The organism is Chitinophaga arvensicola (genome assembly GCF_900110835.1).
Lineage (GTDB): Bacteria > Bacteroidota > Bacteroidia > Chitinophagales > Chitinophagaceae > Chitinophaga > Chitinophaga arvensicola.
In genome coordinates, this window is the sequence record NZ_FOJG01000001.1 from 2,778,500 (window position 1) to 2,795,172 (window position 16,673).

16 protein-coding genes are annotated in these 16,673 nt (G+C 47.6%); 5 read left to right on the forward strand and 11 right to left on the reverse strand.

What is annotated here, in order from left to right:
* Window positions 1-173: 173 nt before the first annotated feature.
* The 6 genes from BMW79_RS11565 to BMW79_RS11590 all read right to left on the reverse strand — a co-directional run bounded on the left by BMW79_RS11565 (window position 174) and on the right by BMW79_RS11590 (window position 7,888).
* A complete protein-coding gene (locus BMW79_RS11565; RefSeq protein WP_089894832.1) occupies window positions 174-920 on the reverse strand; it encodes a zeta toxin family protein in 747 nt (248 codons plus the stop codon).
* Between the two features lie 123 nt (window positions 921-1,043).
* The gene (locus tag BMW79_RS11570) at window positions 1,044-3,887 is read right to left on the reverse strand and encodes an alpha/beta hydrolase family protein (RefSeq protein ID WP_089894834.1); all 2,844 of its coding nucleotides are present in this window, start codon (window positions 3,885-3,887) and stop codon (window positions 1,044-1,046) included.
* A gap of 60 nt (window positions 3,888-3,947) precedes the next feature.
* On the reverse strand, window positions 3,948-4,823 hold the full coding sequence (locus BMW79_RS11575) for a DMT family transporter (protein ID WP_089894836.1): 876 nt from the start codon (window positions 4,821-4,823) through the stop codon (window positions 3,948-3,950).
* Between the two features lie 83 nt (window positions 4,824-4,906).
* Window positions 4,907-5,647: a polyprenol monophosphomannose synthase gene (locus BMW79_RS11580; protein ID WP_089894837.1), complete on the reverse strand. Its 741-nt coding sequence runs from the start codon at window positions 5,645-5,647 to the stop codon at window positions 4,907-4,909.
* 72 nt (window positions 5,648-5,719) lie between these two features.
* Window positions 5,720-6,493: a 3'-5' exonuclease gene (locus tag BMW79_RS11585; protein ID WP_089894839.1), complete on the reverse strand. Its 774-nt coding sequence runs from the start codon at window positions 6,491-6,493 to the stop codon at window positions 5,720-5,722.
* A 30-nt stretch (window positions 6,494-6,523) separates the two neighbouring features.
* Window positions 6,524-7,888, reverse strand: coding sequence for a UDP-N-acetylmuramate--L-alanine ligase (locus tag BMW79_RS11590; protein ID WP_089894841.1), 1,365 nt, complete (start codon window positions 7,886-7,888; stop codon window positions 6,524-6,526).
* Window positions 7,889-8,198: 310 nt separating this feature from the next.
* On the opposite strand from BMW79_RS11590, the gene ytxJ reads away from it, so the two are divergent.
* From ytxJ to BMW79_RS11610, 4 genes are all read left to right on the forward strand, one after another.
* Window positions 8,199-8,531 (forward strand): bacillithiol system redox-active protein YtxJ, encoded by a 333-nt coding sequence (ytxJ, locus tag BMW79_RS11595; RefSeq protein ID WP_089894843.1) that lies wholly within the window; start codon window positions 8,199-8,201, stop codon window positions 8,529-8,531.
* A 42-nt stretch (window positions 8,532-8,573) separates the two neighbouring features.
* Window positions 8,574-9,155 (forward strand): UbiX family flavin prenyltransferase, encoded by a 582-nt coding sequence (locus tag BMW79_RS11600; RefSeq protein WP_089894845.1) that lies wholly within the window; start codon window positions 8,574-8,576, stop codon window positions 9,153-9,155.
* Between the two features lie 39 nt (window positions 9,156-9,194).
* Entirely contained in the window at window positions 9,195-9,620 is a 426-nt protein-coding gene (gene aroQ / locus BMW79_RS11605; protein ID WP_089894847.1) for a type II 3-dehydroquinate dehydratase, read from the forward strand.
* A gap of 101 nt (window positions 9,621-9,721) precedes the next feature.
* The gene (locus BMW79_RS11610; RefSeq protein WP_089894849.1) at window positions 9,722-10,495 is read left to right on the forward strand and encodes a hypothetical protein; all 774 of its coding nucleotides are present in this window, start codon (window positions 9,722-9,724) and stop codon (window positions 10,493-10,495) included.
* A gap of 175 nt (window positions 10,496-10,670) precedes the next feature.
* On the opposite strand, the gene BMW79_RS11615 is transcribed toward BMW79_RS11610, so the two are convergent.
* The 4 genes from BMW79_RS11615 to BMW79_RS11630 form a co-directional block, all read right to left on the reverse strand.
* Window positions 10,671-11,771, reverse strand: a complete 1,101-nt coding sequence (locus BMW79_RS11615) for a M42 family metallopeptidase (RefSeq protein WP_089894850.1) — start codon at window positions 11,769-11,771, stop codon at window positions 10,671-10,673.
* 64 nt (window positions 11,772-11,835) lie between these two features.
* Window positions 11,836-12,711 (reverse strand): UbiA family prenyltransferase, encoded by an 876-nt coding sequence (locus BMW79_RS11620; protein WP_089894852.1) that lies wholly within the window; start codon window positions 12,709-12,711, stop codon window positions 11,836-11,838.
* A gap of 13 nt (window positions 12,712-12,724) precedes the next feature.
* Entirely contained in the window at window positions 12,725-14,263 is a 1,539-nt protein-coding gene (locus BMW79_RS11625; protein WP_089894854.1) for an acyl-CoA carboxylase subunit beta, read from the reverse strand.
* Window positions 14,264-14,349: 86 nt separating this feature from the next.
* On the reverse strand, window positions 14,350-14,787 hold the full coding sequence (locus BMW79_RS11630) for a hypothetical protein (RefSeq protein ID WP_089894856.1): 438 nt from the start codon (window positions 14,785-14,787) through the stop codon (window positions 14,350-14,352).
* A 149-nt stretch (window positions 14,788-14,936) separates the two neighbouring features.
* Here BMW79_RS11630 and BMW79_RS11635 point away from each other — a divergent pair, with 149 nt between their 5' ends.
* Window positions 14,937-15,920, forward strand: a complete 984-nt coding sequence (locus BMW79_RS11635; RefSeq protein ID WP_089894858.1) for a LuxE/PaaK family acyltransferase — start codon at window positions 14,937-14,939, stop codon at window positions 15,918-15,920.
* A 22-nt stretch (window positions 15,921-15,942) separates the two neighbouring features.
* Here the strand turns inward: BMW79_RS11635 and BMW79_RS11640 are convergent, their stop codons facing one another.
* The gene (locus BMW79_RS11640; RefSeq protein ID WP_089894861.1) at window positions 15,943-16,665 is read right to left on the reverse strand and encodes a hypothetical protein; all 723 of its coding nucleotides are present in this window, start codon (window positions 16,663-16,665) and stop codon (window positions 15,943-15,945) included.
* Window positions 16,666-16,673: the final 8 nt, after the last annotated feature.

Here is a 16,673-nt window from a genome sequence, read left to right on the forward strand (position 1 = left end):
AGATCACACCATACGCTAAGTGGCGATGTTATTGTAAATATATGTTAAATGTTTTATATTATGAAAAATATATTTGAAGAGTGGGGAAGGGACTGATTCTCAGTTGATCTGAATGGTGACATCATCCAGTAAACCGGTTTTGCAGCCGGTTGGGCATTGCTTGTTTTACCTGTTTACCTCACCGTATGTAATAAATCGCTGGCAGCTATCCTGCTGATATGCCCTTCCTGATCGCCGATCACCAACTGTTGATTACGCGCCGCATTGGTTTCTACCAGTTGCTGCATGGCAATTTTTAATCCGTGCATAATTTTCCGGGAGAGTGTTCCAAGAGCATGATCCTGTGTAGTTTTCCATAGTTGCGTGTCCGCATGCTGAGGGAGCGCTTCCCATACATCGCCGGTATGCTCACCGGTGCCTAACATGATTTCACGGGGTTGTGTATTCCGGTTGTCAACTATCATCCAATGATCACAAAGGGAAGTATAGAGATGCATCAGGTTATGAAGTCCCCGGCTATACCTCCGTCGGATTACCTCGTGGGGAATGTGATGGCCACCCTGCTGCACGCGCTGGGATACCCGTTGCTGCGCCATCTCCGGAGAGTCCAGCCAGAAAAAGAGGAGAGACACCGTATAGCCGATGGCTTTGGCTTTTTCAATCAGTGAAACATAACTTCTGGTGGCTAAGGTGGTTTCGAAAGCAAAATCCACTTTCGCCTGCATCAGTTCTTTTATCCGTTTTAGCATGAGCCGGCCGGCGGGTAAGGCCATGCTTCCGGGGTTAAAGGGAGACAGGCCCGCAGCGATAATATCTGCATTTACAAACTCTTTGCAGTCCAGTATTCCCGGGAGTAAGGTGAAACTGGCAGTGGTTTTTCCCGCGCCATTACAGCCGGCAATGATATAAAGATTAGGCATCCTCAAAGATGTTGTAAATATCATCATCGCTTGTAAAACAACCTACCTTTTCATCCGTATTAACAAAAAACGCTGCAGATTCCGGAAAGGAACCTGCAGCGTTTTTTGTTATTGTAGTATTATTTACTGTTGCAGATCCCAGCCCCAGTTAATGCCTTTTTCTGTAGCAGGCACGCCACTTTCCAGCCATTGTGGTGCGGGTGCTCCTTTCAGGAAATGGTCGAAGAACTGTTGCTCTCTGCGTTGAATATCTTTGCGGTTCTGACGTTGCATCAGGTTATGCGCTTCGTTGTTGTAGTTGAGCAACCAAACGGGCTTGCCTAAACGACGTAAACCGGTAAACATTTCAATGCCCTGGTACCAGGGAACGGCGCCATCTGCATCGTTCGACATAATTGCTACCGGTGTATTTACACGGGGAAGATTGAACAACGGAGAATTTTCGATGTACAGCTCAGGTTTCTCCCATAAGGTAGCACCAATGCGGCTCTGGGAATGCTCGTACTGAAACTGTCTGTTCATACCACTTTCCCAGCGGATACCACCGTAGGCACTGGTCATATTGGCCACCGGCGCTCCTGCCCATGCTGCTTTGAAAAGATTGGTCTGTGTGATCAGGTAGGCTACCTGGTAGCCGCCCCAGCTCTGTCCCTGGATCCCCATATTTTTACCATCAGCCCAGGGCTTTTTTGCCAGGTCTTCTGCGGCGCTCACGATATAATCGTAGGCGCTTTTACCCGGATAGCCATTTTCATAGCTGATGTCCGGTGCAAACACGAGGTAACCACGGCTTACAAAGAAGGAAATATTCAGACGGGAAGGTGTAGGCGCCGGCGCCTGGTAGCTATACAGTCCATCGGTTAATTTCTCGTAGAAATAAAAGATCACCGGGTACTGTCTGGTGCTGTCGAAATTTTCCGGTTTATAGAGGATACCTTCTGCCGGTTTGCCGCTGAAAGTAGTCCATTTGTACAACGATGCAGTGCCCCAGTTGTACTGTTGCTGCTGTGGATTGGTATGACTGATCTGTGTGGCTTTTGCAATGTCATCTCCCGAAAAAACATCCGGAGAGAGTTCATAACGGCTTCGGGTATACGTAAATACACGGGCATCTTTTGCCTGTTGCAGATCTGTGTAGGAGTATGGTCCGAGTACCGTTTGCTTCAGTGTGGCTTTGCCACTTTTACGGGGCAGTTCCAGGGTATAGAAACCATTGTATTTGGTGCTGTCCTGGAATGCGGTTAACGTAAGCACATCACCGGGCAGGAAGAATTTCTGCTCCGGGTTGAGACGTACGTAACGTAAGCGGGTGCGTTCTTTGCGACCCACGCCCTGCGTGATATTCACTGGCGCGGTTTTACCGGAAGGATCGGCCTGCCAGATATCGTAACGGTCGTAAATGTAGATGGCGTTATCATCTTTCATCCAGCCTGCGAATCCATAGGCTTCGGGTACATCCGGATGATCATCTTCCTCATCATACACTTTGGTGGGAATACCTTTGCTGATGTTAACGATCGTACCGGTGGCGTTGCTATAGCTGAACCACTCGCGGTTGGCGAGGTCGTACCAGATCGTATATTTCCCGTTGGGGGAGATGTAAAAATTACCGTCGAGCTTTTCTTTGATCTTTTTTCTCGTACCATCGTTCACGTTAACGAGGTATCCTGTTTTCAGGGTGCGGCCTACCCATTGCATGGGAATGCGTTCGCCTTTATCCGTATAGCCGAGGGCGTAAGTACTGTTGCCTTCCGCTGCCGTGATCACGGTTTCGAGATCTTTGTCACTCAGCTGGATCACGCGTTTGCCGGCGGGATAATACACAGCGGCATAACTTCTTTTCAATTCTTTATCTGCATTTTTTAATTGCATGGGTTGCAGATAATCATCTTTATAGTTCCATATATCTACTTTGGCTACTTCAAAATCCACGATGTTGGTATCTTTCACCGGGAGAATGGGAGCAGTGCCGAAGAATACGCGTTGTCCGTCTTTGCTGAAATAAATCAGGCTGTTGGGACTGATACTCCAGTTGGCCGGGATACCGCTGGTATTTTTATCTGCTACTTCATAAGCGCTGTCCTGTCCGGCTTTGAAGTAATACAAACGATAGAACTGCTGCAATGCTTTGGAAGAATCGCGGGTACCAAAGTAAGCCGCCTGTTCTCCTTTTTCATCGAATGCAAACTGTTTGTAGTCGCTGTTACCATTGCTCAGTGCCGTGGCTTTTCTGCCGGCGGTGTGCCAGAGTATAACGCCGTTGCGGGAAAGAGAGTCTTTCTTATCTGCTTTGGTTTCTATGAGCAGTTGATTGCCTGGTTTACTGAACGTAAATTCGGTCACATTTTTTATCGTATCCTGTGTGCCGCTTTGTAACTGACGGATCACAAGCAGGCCGCTTTCTGTGCCGGCGGCAGGTGTTTTATCATCGTCTGCACGATCCTCGTCGGCTGCGGGTTTGGCCACCTTGCCGGTTTTTGTTTTAGCGCTGTCGGCTGCTGGTTTTTCGAGCAGATAAGCCAGCAATCCGCTACCTTTTTCGGGTGTTTTAAAAGATTTTACACCTGGAAATTTCAGAATGCCGGGTTGTCCCAGTGTGATGATGGCCAGGGAATCCTTGGGCATCTCAGCGGCTTTCTTCTTTTTAATTTTTGCCTCGCGGGTATCTTTAAAAAGTGGTTTGATGCTGGCGATCACATAGCGGGAATCTTCCGTAATAACCGGGCTGCTGCCGCGTGGAATGGTGGTAGATTGTCCTGTTTTACGATCATAAATTACCAGGCTGGCATCGCCTTCCTGCGGCATTACTGCATACACTATCCACTGTCCGTTGTTACTGATCAGTTTAGTGCCGATGCTTTGCCAGCTGTCGTAAACACTGTGGTCCAGCGGCTTTTTGGCAGGCTGTTGTGCATAGGTAAAAAGGGTTGATCCCAGGAGGGACATCCCTAATAAAACTTTTCTCATAAGCGCTAAAATAATAATTCCGGCGCCCAAGTTACGAATAAATGAGGATGAGCGGCCGGGCTATGCCACTGCTTTGCCCCTGGCCACACGCAGCATCTGCAATCCTACGGAGAGGATAATACAGCCTAATCCGGCGTAGAAGGCATTGTTCAGGAACTTGTTTTCATGGAACAGTGCAAATGCCAGGATGATACTGTATACAGGTTCCAGGTTGTAACAGAGATTGACGGTAAACGGAGAGATCTTCTTGAGTGCGCTCATACTCAGCAAATACATCAGGATGGTGCAGAACCAGGCCAGTATGAACAGGTACCCCAGGTCCATGGAAGACGGCAGGAGAGAGGCTACCGGGAAGAAATAAATATACAGTGGCATCAGTGCGGTGAGCACCAGGAAGCCGCTGGATAGTTCATAAAACGTAATGGTGTAAGTATCGAAACGTTTGATGAGCCGTTTGTTGAAAACGGTAAACAGCGCGGCAAACATAGCGGAAATAATACCCAGGATAATGCCGGTACGGTACTGGGTATCAAAGTGGAAGATAAGCAGTATCCCCAGCAGGGTGAGCATACTGAGGAGCATTTCGGCCACATCAAAGCGGCGCCGGTTGATCAGCGGATCAAAGATAGCAGTGAACAGGCTGGTCAGTGAAAAACAGACCACACCGATGGATACATTGGAATATTTGATACTGCCATAGAAGAATAACCAGTGCAGCATTACGATAACGCCGGTGCTGCCGATAGGCAGAATATCTTTCCAGGGCAGCTTTTTGAAGGTACCCCGCAGGCGGAATAAAATGTAGAGTGTAACGGAGGTGATCAGTAACCGGTACCACACCAGTAATCCTTCGTTGAGAGAAATTACCTTACCAAGTATGCCTGTAAATCCAGCCAGAAATACGGAGAGATGTAACTGGAGAAATGCTTTCTTCATGTTCCGTTAAATGTATTTAGGGACCTGTTTCATTTGAATGAAATGAGCAGGTCCCTAAATGCTATGCGATGTGAAATGATATATTAGTTCTGTACCCTTCCTTTATAATTCCGGAAGAGGCTTTGCCATTGTATTTTAAGTACTCCGAGAATACCTTCTTTTACAATGCCTTTGCTCATTTTGGAATAGCCTTCTTTCCTGTCTTTGAAGGTAATGGGTACTTCTTTTATGGTAAAGCCGAGCTTCCACGCAGTGAATTTCATTTCAATCTGGAAAGCGTAGCCTACAAACTGTATCTGGTCCAGGTTAATGGCTTCGAGTACGGTATTGCGGTAGCATACAAATCCTGCGGTCGGGTCTTTTACGGGCATCCAGGTGATCATGCCTACATAAATGGAGGCGCCATAAGATAATACAGCACGGTCCCAGGGCCAGTTTTCGGTTTTACCGCCTTTTACATAGCGGGAACCTACGGATACATCTGCTCCGTCTTTGGCGCAGGCGGCATACAGGCGGGGCAGATCTTTCGGATTGTGTGAAAAATCGGCGTCCATTTCAATGATATACTGATAGCCTCTGGCCAGCGCCCATTTGAAACCATGGATATAAGCGGTGCCCAGACCTTGTTTGCCGGATCTTTCTTCCAGGAATAATTCGTTGGGATGTTGCTGTTGTAATGATTTTACAATCGCACCGGTACCGTCGGGTGATCCGTCATCCACGATGAGGACATGAAAATTCTCCTGTAAGGAAAATACAGCGTCAATGATGTTCCGGATGTTATCCTTTTCATTGTACGTAGGAATGATGACAAGCTTTTCCAATTCAGCAGATGATGTTTTTGGACTGCGAAAATAGTTCAATTTCGGCGCAAGATATGACGTTCCCCGATAACATTACATTTTTTTTAACATCATATTATGGAAGATCTCAGTCAGTTTCTGTTTGGTATTAAGCGGAAAATCCGCTTTCATCATCCAGTCGTAATACTGAGGTTCTGCCTTTAGCACGTCTCTTACCGGACGGCCTTTATATTTACCAAAGTTAAATACTTCCTGTCCGCCCTGCATCACGAGGCGGCGTGCAAAGTCGATATAATCTTCTTCCCGGGTAAAATCGGCCAGGGAATCAATATCCTGTTGCAGCTGTTCGTAGCGGCCCAGCTGGGCTTCCAGGATCTCGTAGGTAGCCAGGGCGTCTGCTTCTGCGCTGTGGGCATTTTCCAGCAACTTATCGCAGTAGAATTTATAGGCGGCGCCGAGGGTACGTTTCTCCATCAGGTGGAAAATCCGTTGTACGTCTACGAATTTGCGTTTAGATACATCAAATTCAATATCTGCCCGGAGAAATTCTTCAACCAGCAACGGAATATCGAAGCGGTTGGAGTTGTATCCGGCCAGGTCGCAATTGTCCATGAACTGTTTGAGTTCGTGGGCAGCCTGTTTGAAGGTAGGGGCATCTTTTACATCCTCGTCCTTAATACCATGAATTGCTGTTGATCCTGCAGGGATCGGCATTCCCGGGTTAATACGTTTCACTTTGGACTGTGTGCTCTTGTCCGGAAACACTTTAATGATAGCAATTTCAATGATACGATCGGTGGCCACGTTGGTACCGGTGGTTTCCAGATCGATTACGGCCAGGGGCCTTTTGAGGAGCAAAGAAGGCATTATATTAAATTTAGAAATTTTTCAATTTGTTTAATGGTTCGACGGCAATAATGCTTTCAGTTTGCTGAAATCGAGGCCATCATAGGTGCCGGAGCTCATCAGCAGCAGGTTGGCGTCCTGGTAGGACTGAGCGGCCAGAAAAGCTTCCAGTTTTTCCCGGTTGTGGAAAACGTGGAGGTCATTACGGCCAAACCGCTGTGCAATCAGTTCCGGTGCCAGATCCGGCATTCTCTTTATTTCCAGTGCGTGTTTGCTGTAAAACACAACGGCGGTATCGGCTGTATCCAGTGCGCCGTGGTATTGTTCCAGGAAATCCGCATTTAAACTGCTATAGGTGTGTAATTCCAGTACGGCTATCAGTTTCCGGTCGGGAAACTGGTGCTTTGTGGCTTCCATGGTAGCTTTTACCTTGGAAGGAGCGTGTGCAAAATCACGGTAAATTACGCAATGATCGTCTTTTGCTACCAGTTCCAGCCGCTTTGCAGCGCCCTTAAAGGTAGCAATTGCCGCCAGGAATTCCGCATCGGATACGCCCAGCTCATTACAAACGAGTTTTGCCGCATGAAGGTTCAGCAGGTTGTGGTCGCCAAACACTTCCAGGTTGGCGGATGCATCGCCGAAGCTGACGCTGGTAACACCGTTGCGGATGGTATGCGCCGGTAATCCGTAGGGGATCAGCTTCAGGTGCCCGCCGGTAGCGGTTACCAGGTTTACCAGTTCTTCGTCGGTATTGTTGTAAATCAATACCTGGCCGGCTTCCATCTGGCGGATAAAGATGGCAAACTGTTCTTTATAGATATCGTAAGTAGGAAATACATTGATGTGATCCCAGGCGATGCCCGTCAATACAGCGATCTGCGGGTGTAGGAAGTGAAATTTGGGCCGTTTTTCGATAGCGGAAGCGGGATATTCATCTGCTTCGCATACAATAACGGGCGCGTCAGTGATGTTAACCGACTGGGCAAAGCCTTCCAGCCGGGCGCCTACCAGGTAATCGAAAGCCTGGTGGTTCAATTGAAGGGCGTGCATGACCATGGCGGTGGTGGTAGTTTTACCATGACTTCCCCCGATGGCTACCCGTGTTTTATTTTTACTTTCCTGGTAGATGTATTCCGGGAAAGAGTAGATCTTCAGGTGCAATTCCCGGGCTTTTATTAGTTCGGGATTGTCTTCCCGGGCGTGCATGCCCAGGATTACCGCATCCAGATCCGGCGTTATACTGTCGGCGTTCCAGCCGGTAGAGGCGGGTAGAATGTCCGCCTGCCGCAGGTTTGACAATGCCGGCTCGAATATTTCATCGTCACTGCCGGTTACCTGGTAACCTTTATTTTTGAGCGCAATGGCCAACTGATGCATCACGCTGCCTCCTACGGCAATAAAATGTACTTTTGTCATAACGCTGGATATTTTCGGCGGACCGAAAATTACATTGTTGTTTTTTTTAATGTATTTTCTATATTTGCAAAATAACGTTACAAAAGACGATTAAAAAAGTGGTCGTATCATATTTCCTGTGAAATTTCGTTTTAGTCATAAATTATTTAAAACTGCCAGTATGCAATCTTATGTAAGAATTTTGGGCTACACCGCTATGGTTTGTATCTTTGCCGCTTTCTTAACGTCCTGCGCAAGCCATCAGAAATTAGGCTGTCCGATGAAGGGCATGGCTAAGTCGCCTGCGATAGAACATAACAAAGCATGTTAAATGAATTGGAAAACGTTAACCAGCGAGGAACAACTATCTGAAATCAATGCTGCATCTGCACATCAGCCGGTAGCCATTTTTAAACACAGCACGCGATGCTCTATCAGTTCGATGGCCAAAGCCAGGTTGGAGCGGGCAGCTGCACCGGATGGGTTAACGTTTTATTACCTGGACCTGATCTCCTACAGGCCGGTTTCCAACAAAATAGCGGAATTATACCAGGTGCCGCACGAATCTCCGCAGGTACTGGTGATCCGCAACGGTGAATGCGTGTACAATGAAAGTCACAGCGGTATATTGATGGATGAAATTGTTGCACAGGCTGGTATATAACCATCCAAATGGGCTAGCTTTGTAAGTTCAACAGCATAGCCAATGAAACATCGTATAGTAGTAGCAGTTACCGGGGCAAGTGGTTCTATCTATGCCCGTCAGTTGTTGCAGAAGCTGCACGCAGCCCAGGCACAGCTAGATCAGGTAGCTGTGGTGATGACAGAAAACGCCAAAACGGTCTGGGAAACAGAGCTGAGAAACGAAGATTATAAACAGCTCCCCTTCCGGTTTTATACCCAACAGGATTTTCACGCGCCGTTTGCTTCCGGGTCCGGCCGCTTTAATACCATGATCATCTGCCCTTGTTCTATGGGCACCCTGGGGCGCATCGCCACTGGTATTTCCAACGATTTAATTACACGTGCAGCCGATGTTGTGCTGAAAGAAAGACGCAAACTTATTTGTGTAGTCCGGGAAACACCCTATAACCTGGTTCATATCAAAAATATGGAAACGGTGACACTGGCCGGTGGTATTATCTGTCCTGCTACTCCTTCTTTTTACAGTCTCCCTGCCAGCATGGAAGAAATGGCCGCCACGGTGGTAGACCGCATCATTGACCTGGCCGGCATTGAACAGTCGACTTACCGCTGGGGAAGCGATAGTAATAATAAACAGGATTAATTATCTTGGTTCCACATTTTTCATCTTATAACCATTATCATGCAAATAGCGATAATAAACGGCCCTAATCTGAACCTGCTCGGCAAGCGTGAAACCGGTATCTACGGCAGTGAATCTTTTGAACAGTATTTCAAACATCTCCAGCAACAATTTCCGGCAGTAAATTTTACTTACTTCCAGAGTAATGTGGAAGGAGAGCTGGTAAACTATCTGCATGAAGTAGGATTTTCCTATGATGGCGTGTTGCTGAATGCCGGCGCGTATACACATACTTCTATTGCCATCCGGGATGCTATTGCAGGCATTAAAACACCGGTGATGGAAATTCATATCAGCAACGTATATGCACGCGAGGAATTCCGTCATACTTCCCTGATTGCGCCAAAATGTATCGGTTGCATCTGCGGGCTCGGACTGAAAGGATATCAGCTGGGGGTGGAGTATTTCGGGATGAATGATTTGTAGAAAGCGCCGGGAGCACGCGTTGTTAAATTGAGCAAAATTTGCTAATACTGTTGAAATACAGTTAATTGCGGAACTCAATTTAATAACCAGTAACCACTTCTATGAAACATTTACCCCTGGGCAGTCAGCTGTCCGTACTTTTCCTGTTTGCCGCCATGGCATTTTCCAGTTGTAGTAAAGATGACAACACCCCGGAACCAAAGCCACCTGTTTACACCATGGATCAACTCTACGCCCAGGCAGTAGATAACGCCATGATTGCAGACAGCAGTGAGATCACGGATGCGTTGTGGCCTATCACGCCAGACAACCCTGATCTGCAATGGAAAACAATCAATGGTCAGCCGTATGTATTAATGGGCACCTTTATGCGCTTTCCATCCAGTTATCCGGTAGGTGATTCCATCAATACGGTATGGGGAGAATCCTGGCTGTTTATTCCGAAGCAGATGAAAACCCGCATCGGGCCAGGTTTTACACCTACATCGGATACGATTACACGTATCTGCCAGTTACTTGGATTACCACCGGTGAATGCGAAAACAAATACGCATATCGCTACCATGTGGGTGAATGCGTCGAGATTGTACCGCCCGGCCGGTAATCCGTCTATTACCACCAAAACCACCGGGGCTGTACCTGTCAGCGGCGTATCAGCGGATTTTACCACGTGGTTTAACAACTACATTATTTTTGCTTATTACCGCCCGTTAACATCGGCAACGGATGCACATTATCCATGGACGAGGTTAGGCTATACCTACGATTGGGCACCGGGAGCTAACAGGGTGGGGTTGAGCGAGTATGTAATGCAGCCTTCTTCAGGCGCCTGGGTAGAGCAGGTAAGCAGGGCGGCCGACTTCTTCAAAAATTAAAAAACGGCAAAGATGATATAAAAAGGGCACCTCATTCCGTTAGGTGCCCTTTTTTTGCGATGGCCATGTAGCGCCCAGCCCTAGTAAAGCCGTATCTAAAATATAGTTCGGCGCCATATAACCCATCCCTATAAGATAGCTGTTATCTATAGGTTAATAACACGTTCTCCTGCTATTACAGGTACTGGAAATTAGTCTTTGGTGTGATATTGAGCAGGGTCTGATAAATCAGCTGGATAGTGTTTTCAATATCATCTTTCTTCACCATTTCCACTGTCGTGTGCATATAACGCAGGGGTAAGCTGATGAGGGCCGAAGGCGTACCATCATTGCTGTAGGCGAATGCATCGGTATCGGTTCCGGTGCTGCGGCTTACGGCGTGCAGCTGGTGAGGAATATCGTTTTTCTTCGCTGTTTTGATAATGAGATCACGGAGGATGTTATGTACAGCAGGACCGTAAGTGATACTCGGACCACCGCCACATTTAATTTCTCCTTCAATGTTCTTGTTGATCATCGGTGTAGTGGTATCATGCGTTACGTCGGTAATGATGGCCACATTTGGTTTGATACGTTTGGCAATCATTTCTGCGCCGCGTAAACCTACTTCTTCCTGTACGGCATTCACGATATATAATCCGAAAGGCAGTTGTTGTTTCTTTTCTTTCAGCAGGCGGGCTACTTCTGCGATCATGAAACCACCGATGCGGTTATCGATAGCGCGGCAGATATAGTAGTCGTAGTTCAGTTCCTCGAAACCATCTTCAAACGTACATACGCAGCCTACATGGATGCCCAGGTCTTCCACTTCTTTGCGGGAGCGTGCGCCACAATCCAGGAAGATGTTTTCCACCTTTGGTTGTGGTTCTTTACCATCGCCGCTACGGATGCGGGTATGGATAGCCGGCCAGCCGAATACTGCTTTTACGGTACCTTTTTCTGTATGGATATTTACCCTTTTGGAAGGTGCAATCTGCTGATCGGAGCCTCCGTTGCGGATTACATAGATCAGGCCATCCGGTGAAATGTAATTTACAAACCAGGAGATCTCATCTGCATGCGCTTCTATCACCACTTTGAATTCCGCTTTGGGATTGATCACACCCACGGCAGAACCGTAAGGATCTACGAAATGTTCATCGATGTAAGGAGTCAGGTATTTCAGCCAGAGTTTTTGTCCTTCTTTCTCAAAACCGGTAGGAGATGGGTTATTCAGATAATTCTGCAGGAATGTCAGTGATTCCTTGTTAAATATGGATTTCTGTTTTTTAGACATAATATTTGGAGATTGAGACCCCGCAAATGTAAGGAAAACGCGGATATTGTCTTACTCCATCTGCTTACCAGGAGATCAGCCAGTAGAGAACGGCAGATAATGCCATGAAGCCATCCAGTACAAAGTAGAACAGGTAATCCGAATCATCATGATGTGCTTTGTGGGTAATCAGTGCGGTGGCAATAACGGGTACCATCAGCGTGGCAATTGCCGGCAGGGTGGTGAAAGGGCCCATCAGACCTGCGCTCACGGCGGCCAGCAGCAGGGAGAAATAATACAACCGGTTCAGGTTTTTTTCATCCAGTGCGGTGATCAGGCTGCGGATGCCTTCTTTACGGTCGGACTCCAGGTCGCGGTAATCGAACAGGATGCAGATGGCATAGATGAGGGTGAAGCGGTGCAGGGTCAGGAATATGACCGGTGCGGTAGTGGTATTACCGGCTACCAGTGCAGGTAGCAGTGTGGTTACATAAGTCCATACGAAGGTAAGGAACAGCGTTTTACCGATAGCGATTTTACTGAGCCAGCGGAAGGCTTTGTGGGGTACTTTGGGGGCCGAATATAAAAAAGTGAGAATAACGCTGCCGCTAAGTACCAGCCAATGTTCCCGCAGTTGCCAGAAGAACCATAAAGAGCCGAGCATGCCCACACCGCAGAGAGCGAGCATCAGGGTACGGTGACGGTTGCCCCATTGCATCCTTTCCGAAGCGGAATAGGCGCCGGGAGTCAGATACCAGTGAAAGTTATAGCTGCAGATGGTGGAAAAGAAAACGAAAAGATAGAAAGTGTTTTTGGGATAGTGCAGATCCAGCAGTTGATTGGTTTGCCAGATCATCCCGAGTGCACATCCGGAAATATAGATGGAGGTGAAAAGAATAAAATTGAAAAGGCTACGAAGCATATGTTCAGCTTTCAGGAGCTGGCCACTGATAGCAGTCACCAGCTCCTATTTGCTACAAAGGTATATTGCCGTGTTTTTTCCTGGGCATATTTACTACTTTATTTTCCAGCATTTTAAAAGCCTTGATCAGTTTGATACGGGTCATTTCCGGTTTGATCACTTCATCGATATATCCTTTTTCCGCCGCCAGGTAAGGGTTGGCGAATCTTTCGGTGTAGTCTGCCACCAGTTCATTCATACGTGTTTCCGGATCCGGGGCGGCGTCGATTTCTTTTTTGAAGATGATTTCTACCGCGCCTTTTGCACCCATTACGGCAATTTCGGCCTGTGGGAATGCGAAGTTCATATCGGCGCCGATATGTTTGGAGTTCATCACGCAATAAGCGCCGCCATAGGCTTTACGGGTGGTAACCGTGAGCTTGGGAACGGTGGCTTCACTGAGAGCATACAGCAGTTTGGCGCCATTGGTGATAATACCATTCCATTCCTGGTCGGTGCCGGGCAGGAAGCCGGGAACATCCACCAATACCAGTAACGGGATATTGAAGGCATCACAGAAACGGGTGAACCGCGCACCTTTTACAGAAGCGTGGATGTCCAGTACGCCGGCCAGGTGGGCAGGCTGATTGGCAACGATCCCTATGCTGCGTCCGGCAATGCGGGCAAAACCCACGATCATATTTTCTGCAAAATTTTTATGTACTTCAAAGAAGCTGCCACTGTCGGTGATCTGCTCAATAGCTTCTTTCATATCGTATGGCTGATTCGGATGTTCCGGGATCAGTGTTTTCAGTGCATCGCGGATTTCGTTACCAGGTTCATAAGGATATACCGGCGCTGTTTCCTCACAGTTCTGCGGTACATAGCTCAGGAGTTGTTTGATATACTGGATACATTCTATTTCATTGGCACAGGCAAAATGCGTTACCCCGCTTTTGGAAGCATGGGTTTGTGCGCCACCCAGTTCTTCTGATGTCACTTCTTCGTGGGTAACGGTTTTTACAACGTTAGGTCCGGTGACAAACATATAGGAGGTTTGTTCTACCATCAGGATAAAATCGGTGATGGCAGGGGAGTATACGGCGCCGCCTGCGCAGGGGCCCATGATGGCGGAGATCTGAGGGATCACGCCGGAAGCCCGTGTATTGCGGTAGAAGATGTCTGCATAGCCGCCAAGACTTACCACACCTTCCTGGATACGTGCGCCGCCGCTGTCGTTTAATCCGATCAGGGGAGCGCCGTTCTGCATGGCGAGGTCCATGACCTTGCAGATTTTGCGGGCATGTGGTTCGGATAAGCTACCGCCGTAAACGGTGAAGTCCTGGGAGAAAACATAGGTCAGGCGCCCGTGGATGGTGCCATAACCGGTAACTACCCCGTCGCCGAGGAACTGTTCCTGGTCGGCGGTAAGGCCACGGTTACGGTTGGTGACCAGCATATCCAGTTCTTCGAAAGAACCTTCATCCATCAACAACTGAAGCCGTTCGCGGGCGGTCAGTTTACCTTTCTTGTGCTGGGAGGCAATGCGTACATCTCCTCCGCCCAGCATGGCTTCGGCTATCTTTGACTGTAATTCTTCTATTTTATCCATATGCTAAAAATGAAAAGTAAAGCTAAAAATAAAAAGGATTCCTTTAATGAAAGGAATCCCCCGCTACATTGTAAATGTATGATAAATTAGTAGTTATAAGGTATTTTCGGCGTGGAAATGGTATCGCTGAAATGACCGGCATTGTCTCTGACAAATACCACGAAGTGGATACTGTCTACGCCTGTATTCTGCACCAGTTTGAATTCAATGGATCTGAGCAGTATCTGTACTTCTGCTTTTACTTTGTTGCCTTTGTTGGCGCCGATATCCCCCATCTTCTTCACGGAGTAGAAGGTATCTGCATTGGGGCCATTGCTCTTGAATACAGGACCGATCCAGATAGAATCTTCAATGTCTCCGTCTCCGTCCTCTACGTTCATCGTAAGTACCATCTGTTGCGTACTGGAAATCACACTGTCGATGGAATATGACTTGAAGCTCAGAATGGGCTTGGTACCTATACTATCCTTTTTACAGGCATAAAATAACCCGGCCAGCAGGAACAAAAACAGAATTTTCTTCATAAAACAAACCTACATTAATTTAGGAAATATACAAATATTCAGTTATCGCTATCCATCCAGTTAAAAACGTTTTTTTATGACAATTGTTACTTACTGCGGATAGATTTATTCTTCTACCTAACTTTGTGCGATTTTAAATAGCGCCATACATGACCGCCGTATCACCGGAACATATATTTTCACTGACCGAAAACGGGCTGGAAGCCGCTGCCCTGGAGCTGTTTCAGTACCAGTACCAGGAAAATGAGCTGTACAGGGCCTACACGGATGCCCTGCGCATCCGGCCGGCATCCGTAAAAAGTATCCTCGACATCCCCTATCTCCCGATACAGTTTTTTAAATCCCATACAGTTACATGTGGCCGGTTTGAACCGGAACTGGTATTTGAGAGCAGTGGTACCACGCAAACGGTAAACAGCCGTCACCTGGTAAAGCATTCTGCTATTTATACCCGGAGTTTCATGACGGCTTTTGAACAGTTCTATGGGCCTGTGAGTGATTATGTGGTGCTGGGCCTGCTGCCATCTTACCTGGAACGGCAACACTCTTCCCTGGTGCGTATGGTACAGGAAATGACCATCCGTAGCGGTCATGAGGAAAGCGGCTTTTATTTATATGAGCATGATAAGTTGTTCCAACAACTGCAGGCGCTGGAAGCCCGGGGCCAGAAGGTGCTGCTGATCGGCGTTACCTTCGGACTGCTGGATTTTGCAGAGCAGTATACTCTTTCACTGAAGCATACGATCGTGATGGAAACGGGGGGGATGAAGGGCAGAAGGGAGGAATGGACCCGTCAGGAAGTACATGCTTTCCTGAAAGAAAGACTGGGGGCCGACTGTATCCACGCGGAATACGGTATGACAGAACTATTGTCGCAGGCCTATTCCAGGTGTGATGGTTTGTTTGAAACACCCGCCTGGATGAAGGTATTGCTGCGTGACGAGAATGATCCTTTCCAGTTAACTGCCGGTAAAGGCGCCGGGGTGATGAATGTAATTGACCTGGCCAATATTTACTCCTGTGCCTTCATTGCTACAGAAGATATTGGTCGCATCCATGCCGATGGCCGCTTTGAAGTACTGGGCCGCCTGGATAACTCTGCATTGAGAGGCTGTAGCCTGATGGTGAGTTAGTATATTGAATTTATTATATCTGTTATGCTTCCATGGCAGCAATCTGCAGGAGGGCCGGTAATTTACCAGGTTCATGCATAATGGAGGAGAGGGTAGACATATAAGGAAAGGAGTGATGATCCATTCCGAATTTATGCAGCAGGTATATATCCAGTTGATCCGGTGCGGTATGTCCCTGTATGAAATCGCCCAGGTAGAAGAGGAAGCGTTGTCTTTCTTTTTCCGATAGCAGCACCAGCGCCACCTTATCTTTCAGGCTGTTATGGCTCTCTGCCCGGAATATTTTAAGCGCCTGTTTGTAATGCGTCAGGGTGAGTTCTTCACTGGAAGCAGGTAATAATTGTGTACAGAAATAATCTACTGCTATATCATTGAAAAAGCCAGCGCCGTTATCGGTGTCTGGTTCATTGTGCCAGGTAGCCCACCGGATCAGTTGTTCGGTAGTAATGTAACCGGTGAGGAGTGCTTCCAGCTGATGGATCATGCCTTCGCGGGTAGGAGCGGTATCAGTGGCATGTGAAATGGCAGTCACAATATCCTGGTAGTAGTGCTCATTAATTTTGCTGGCTGTCTGGATCAGCAGCCTGCTCACTTCGATGTAGGTTTCTTCTCCGGCCTCGTTCGGTAGCGGGGCAACGCTACGTAACTCCTCAATTACTTCCTGTCCTGTTTTCGTACCACGCAAATATGCTTTCAATAATGTTACAAAGTAAACGGAGGTTACAGGCGACATTTCATTTTTCATGGGCCGAG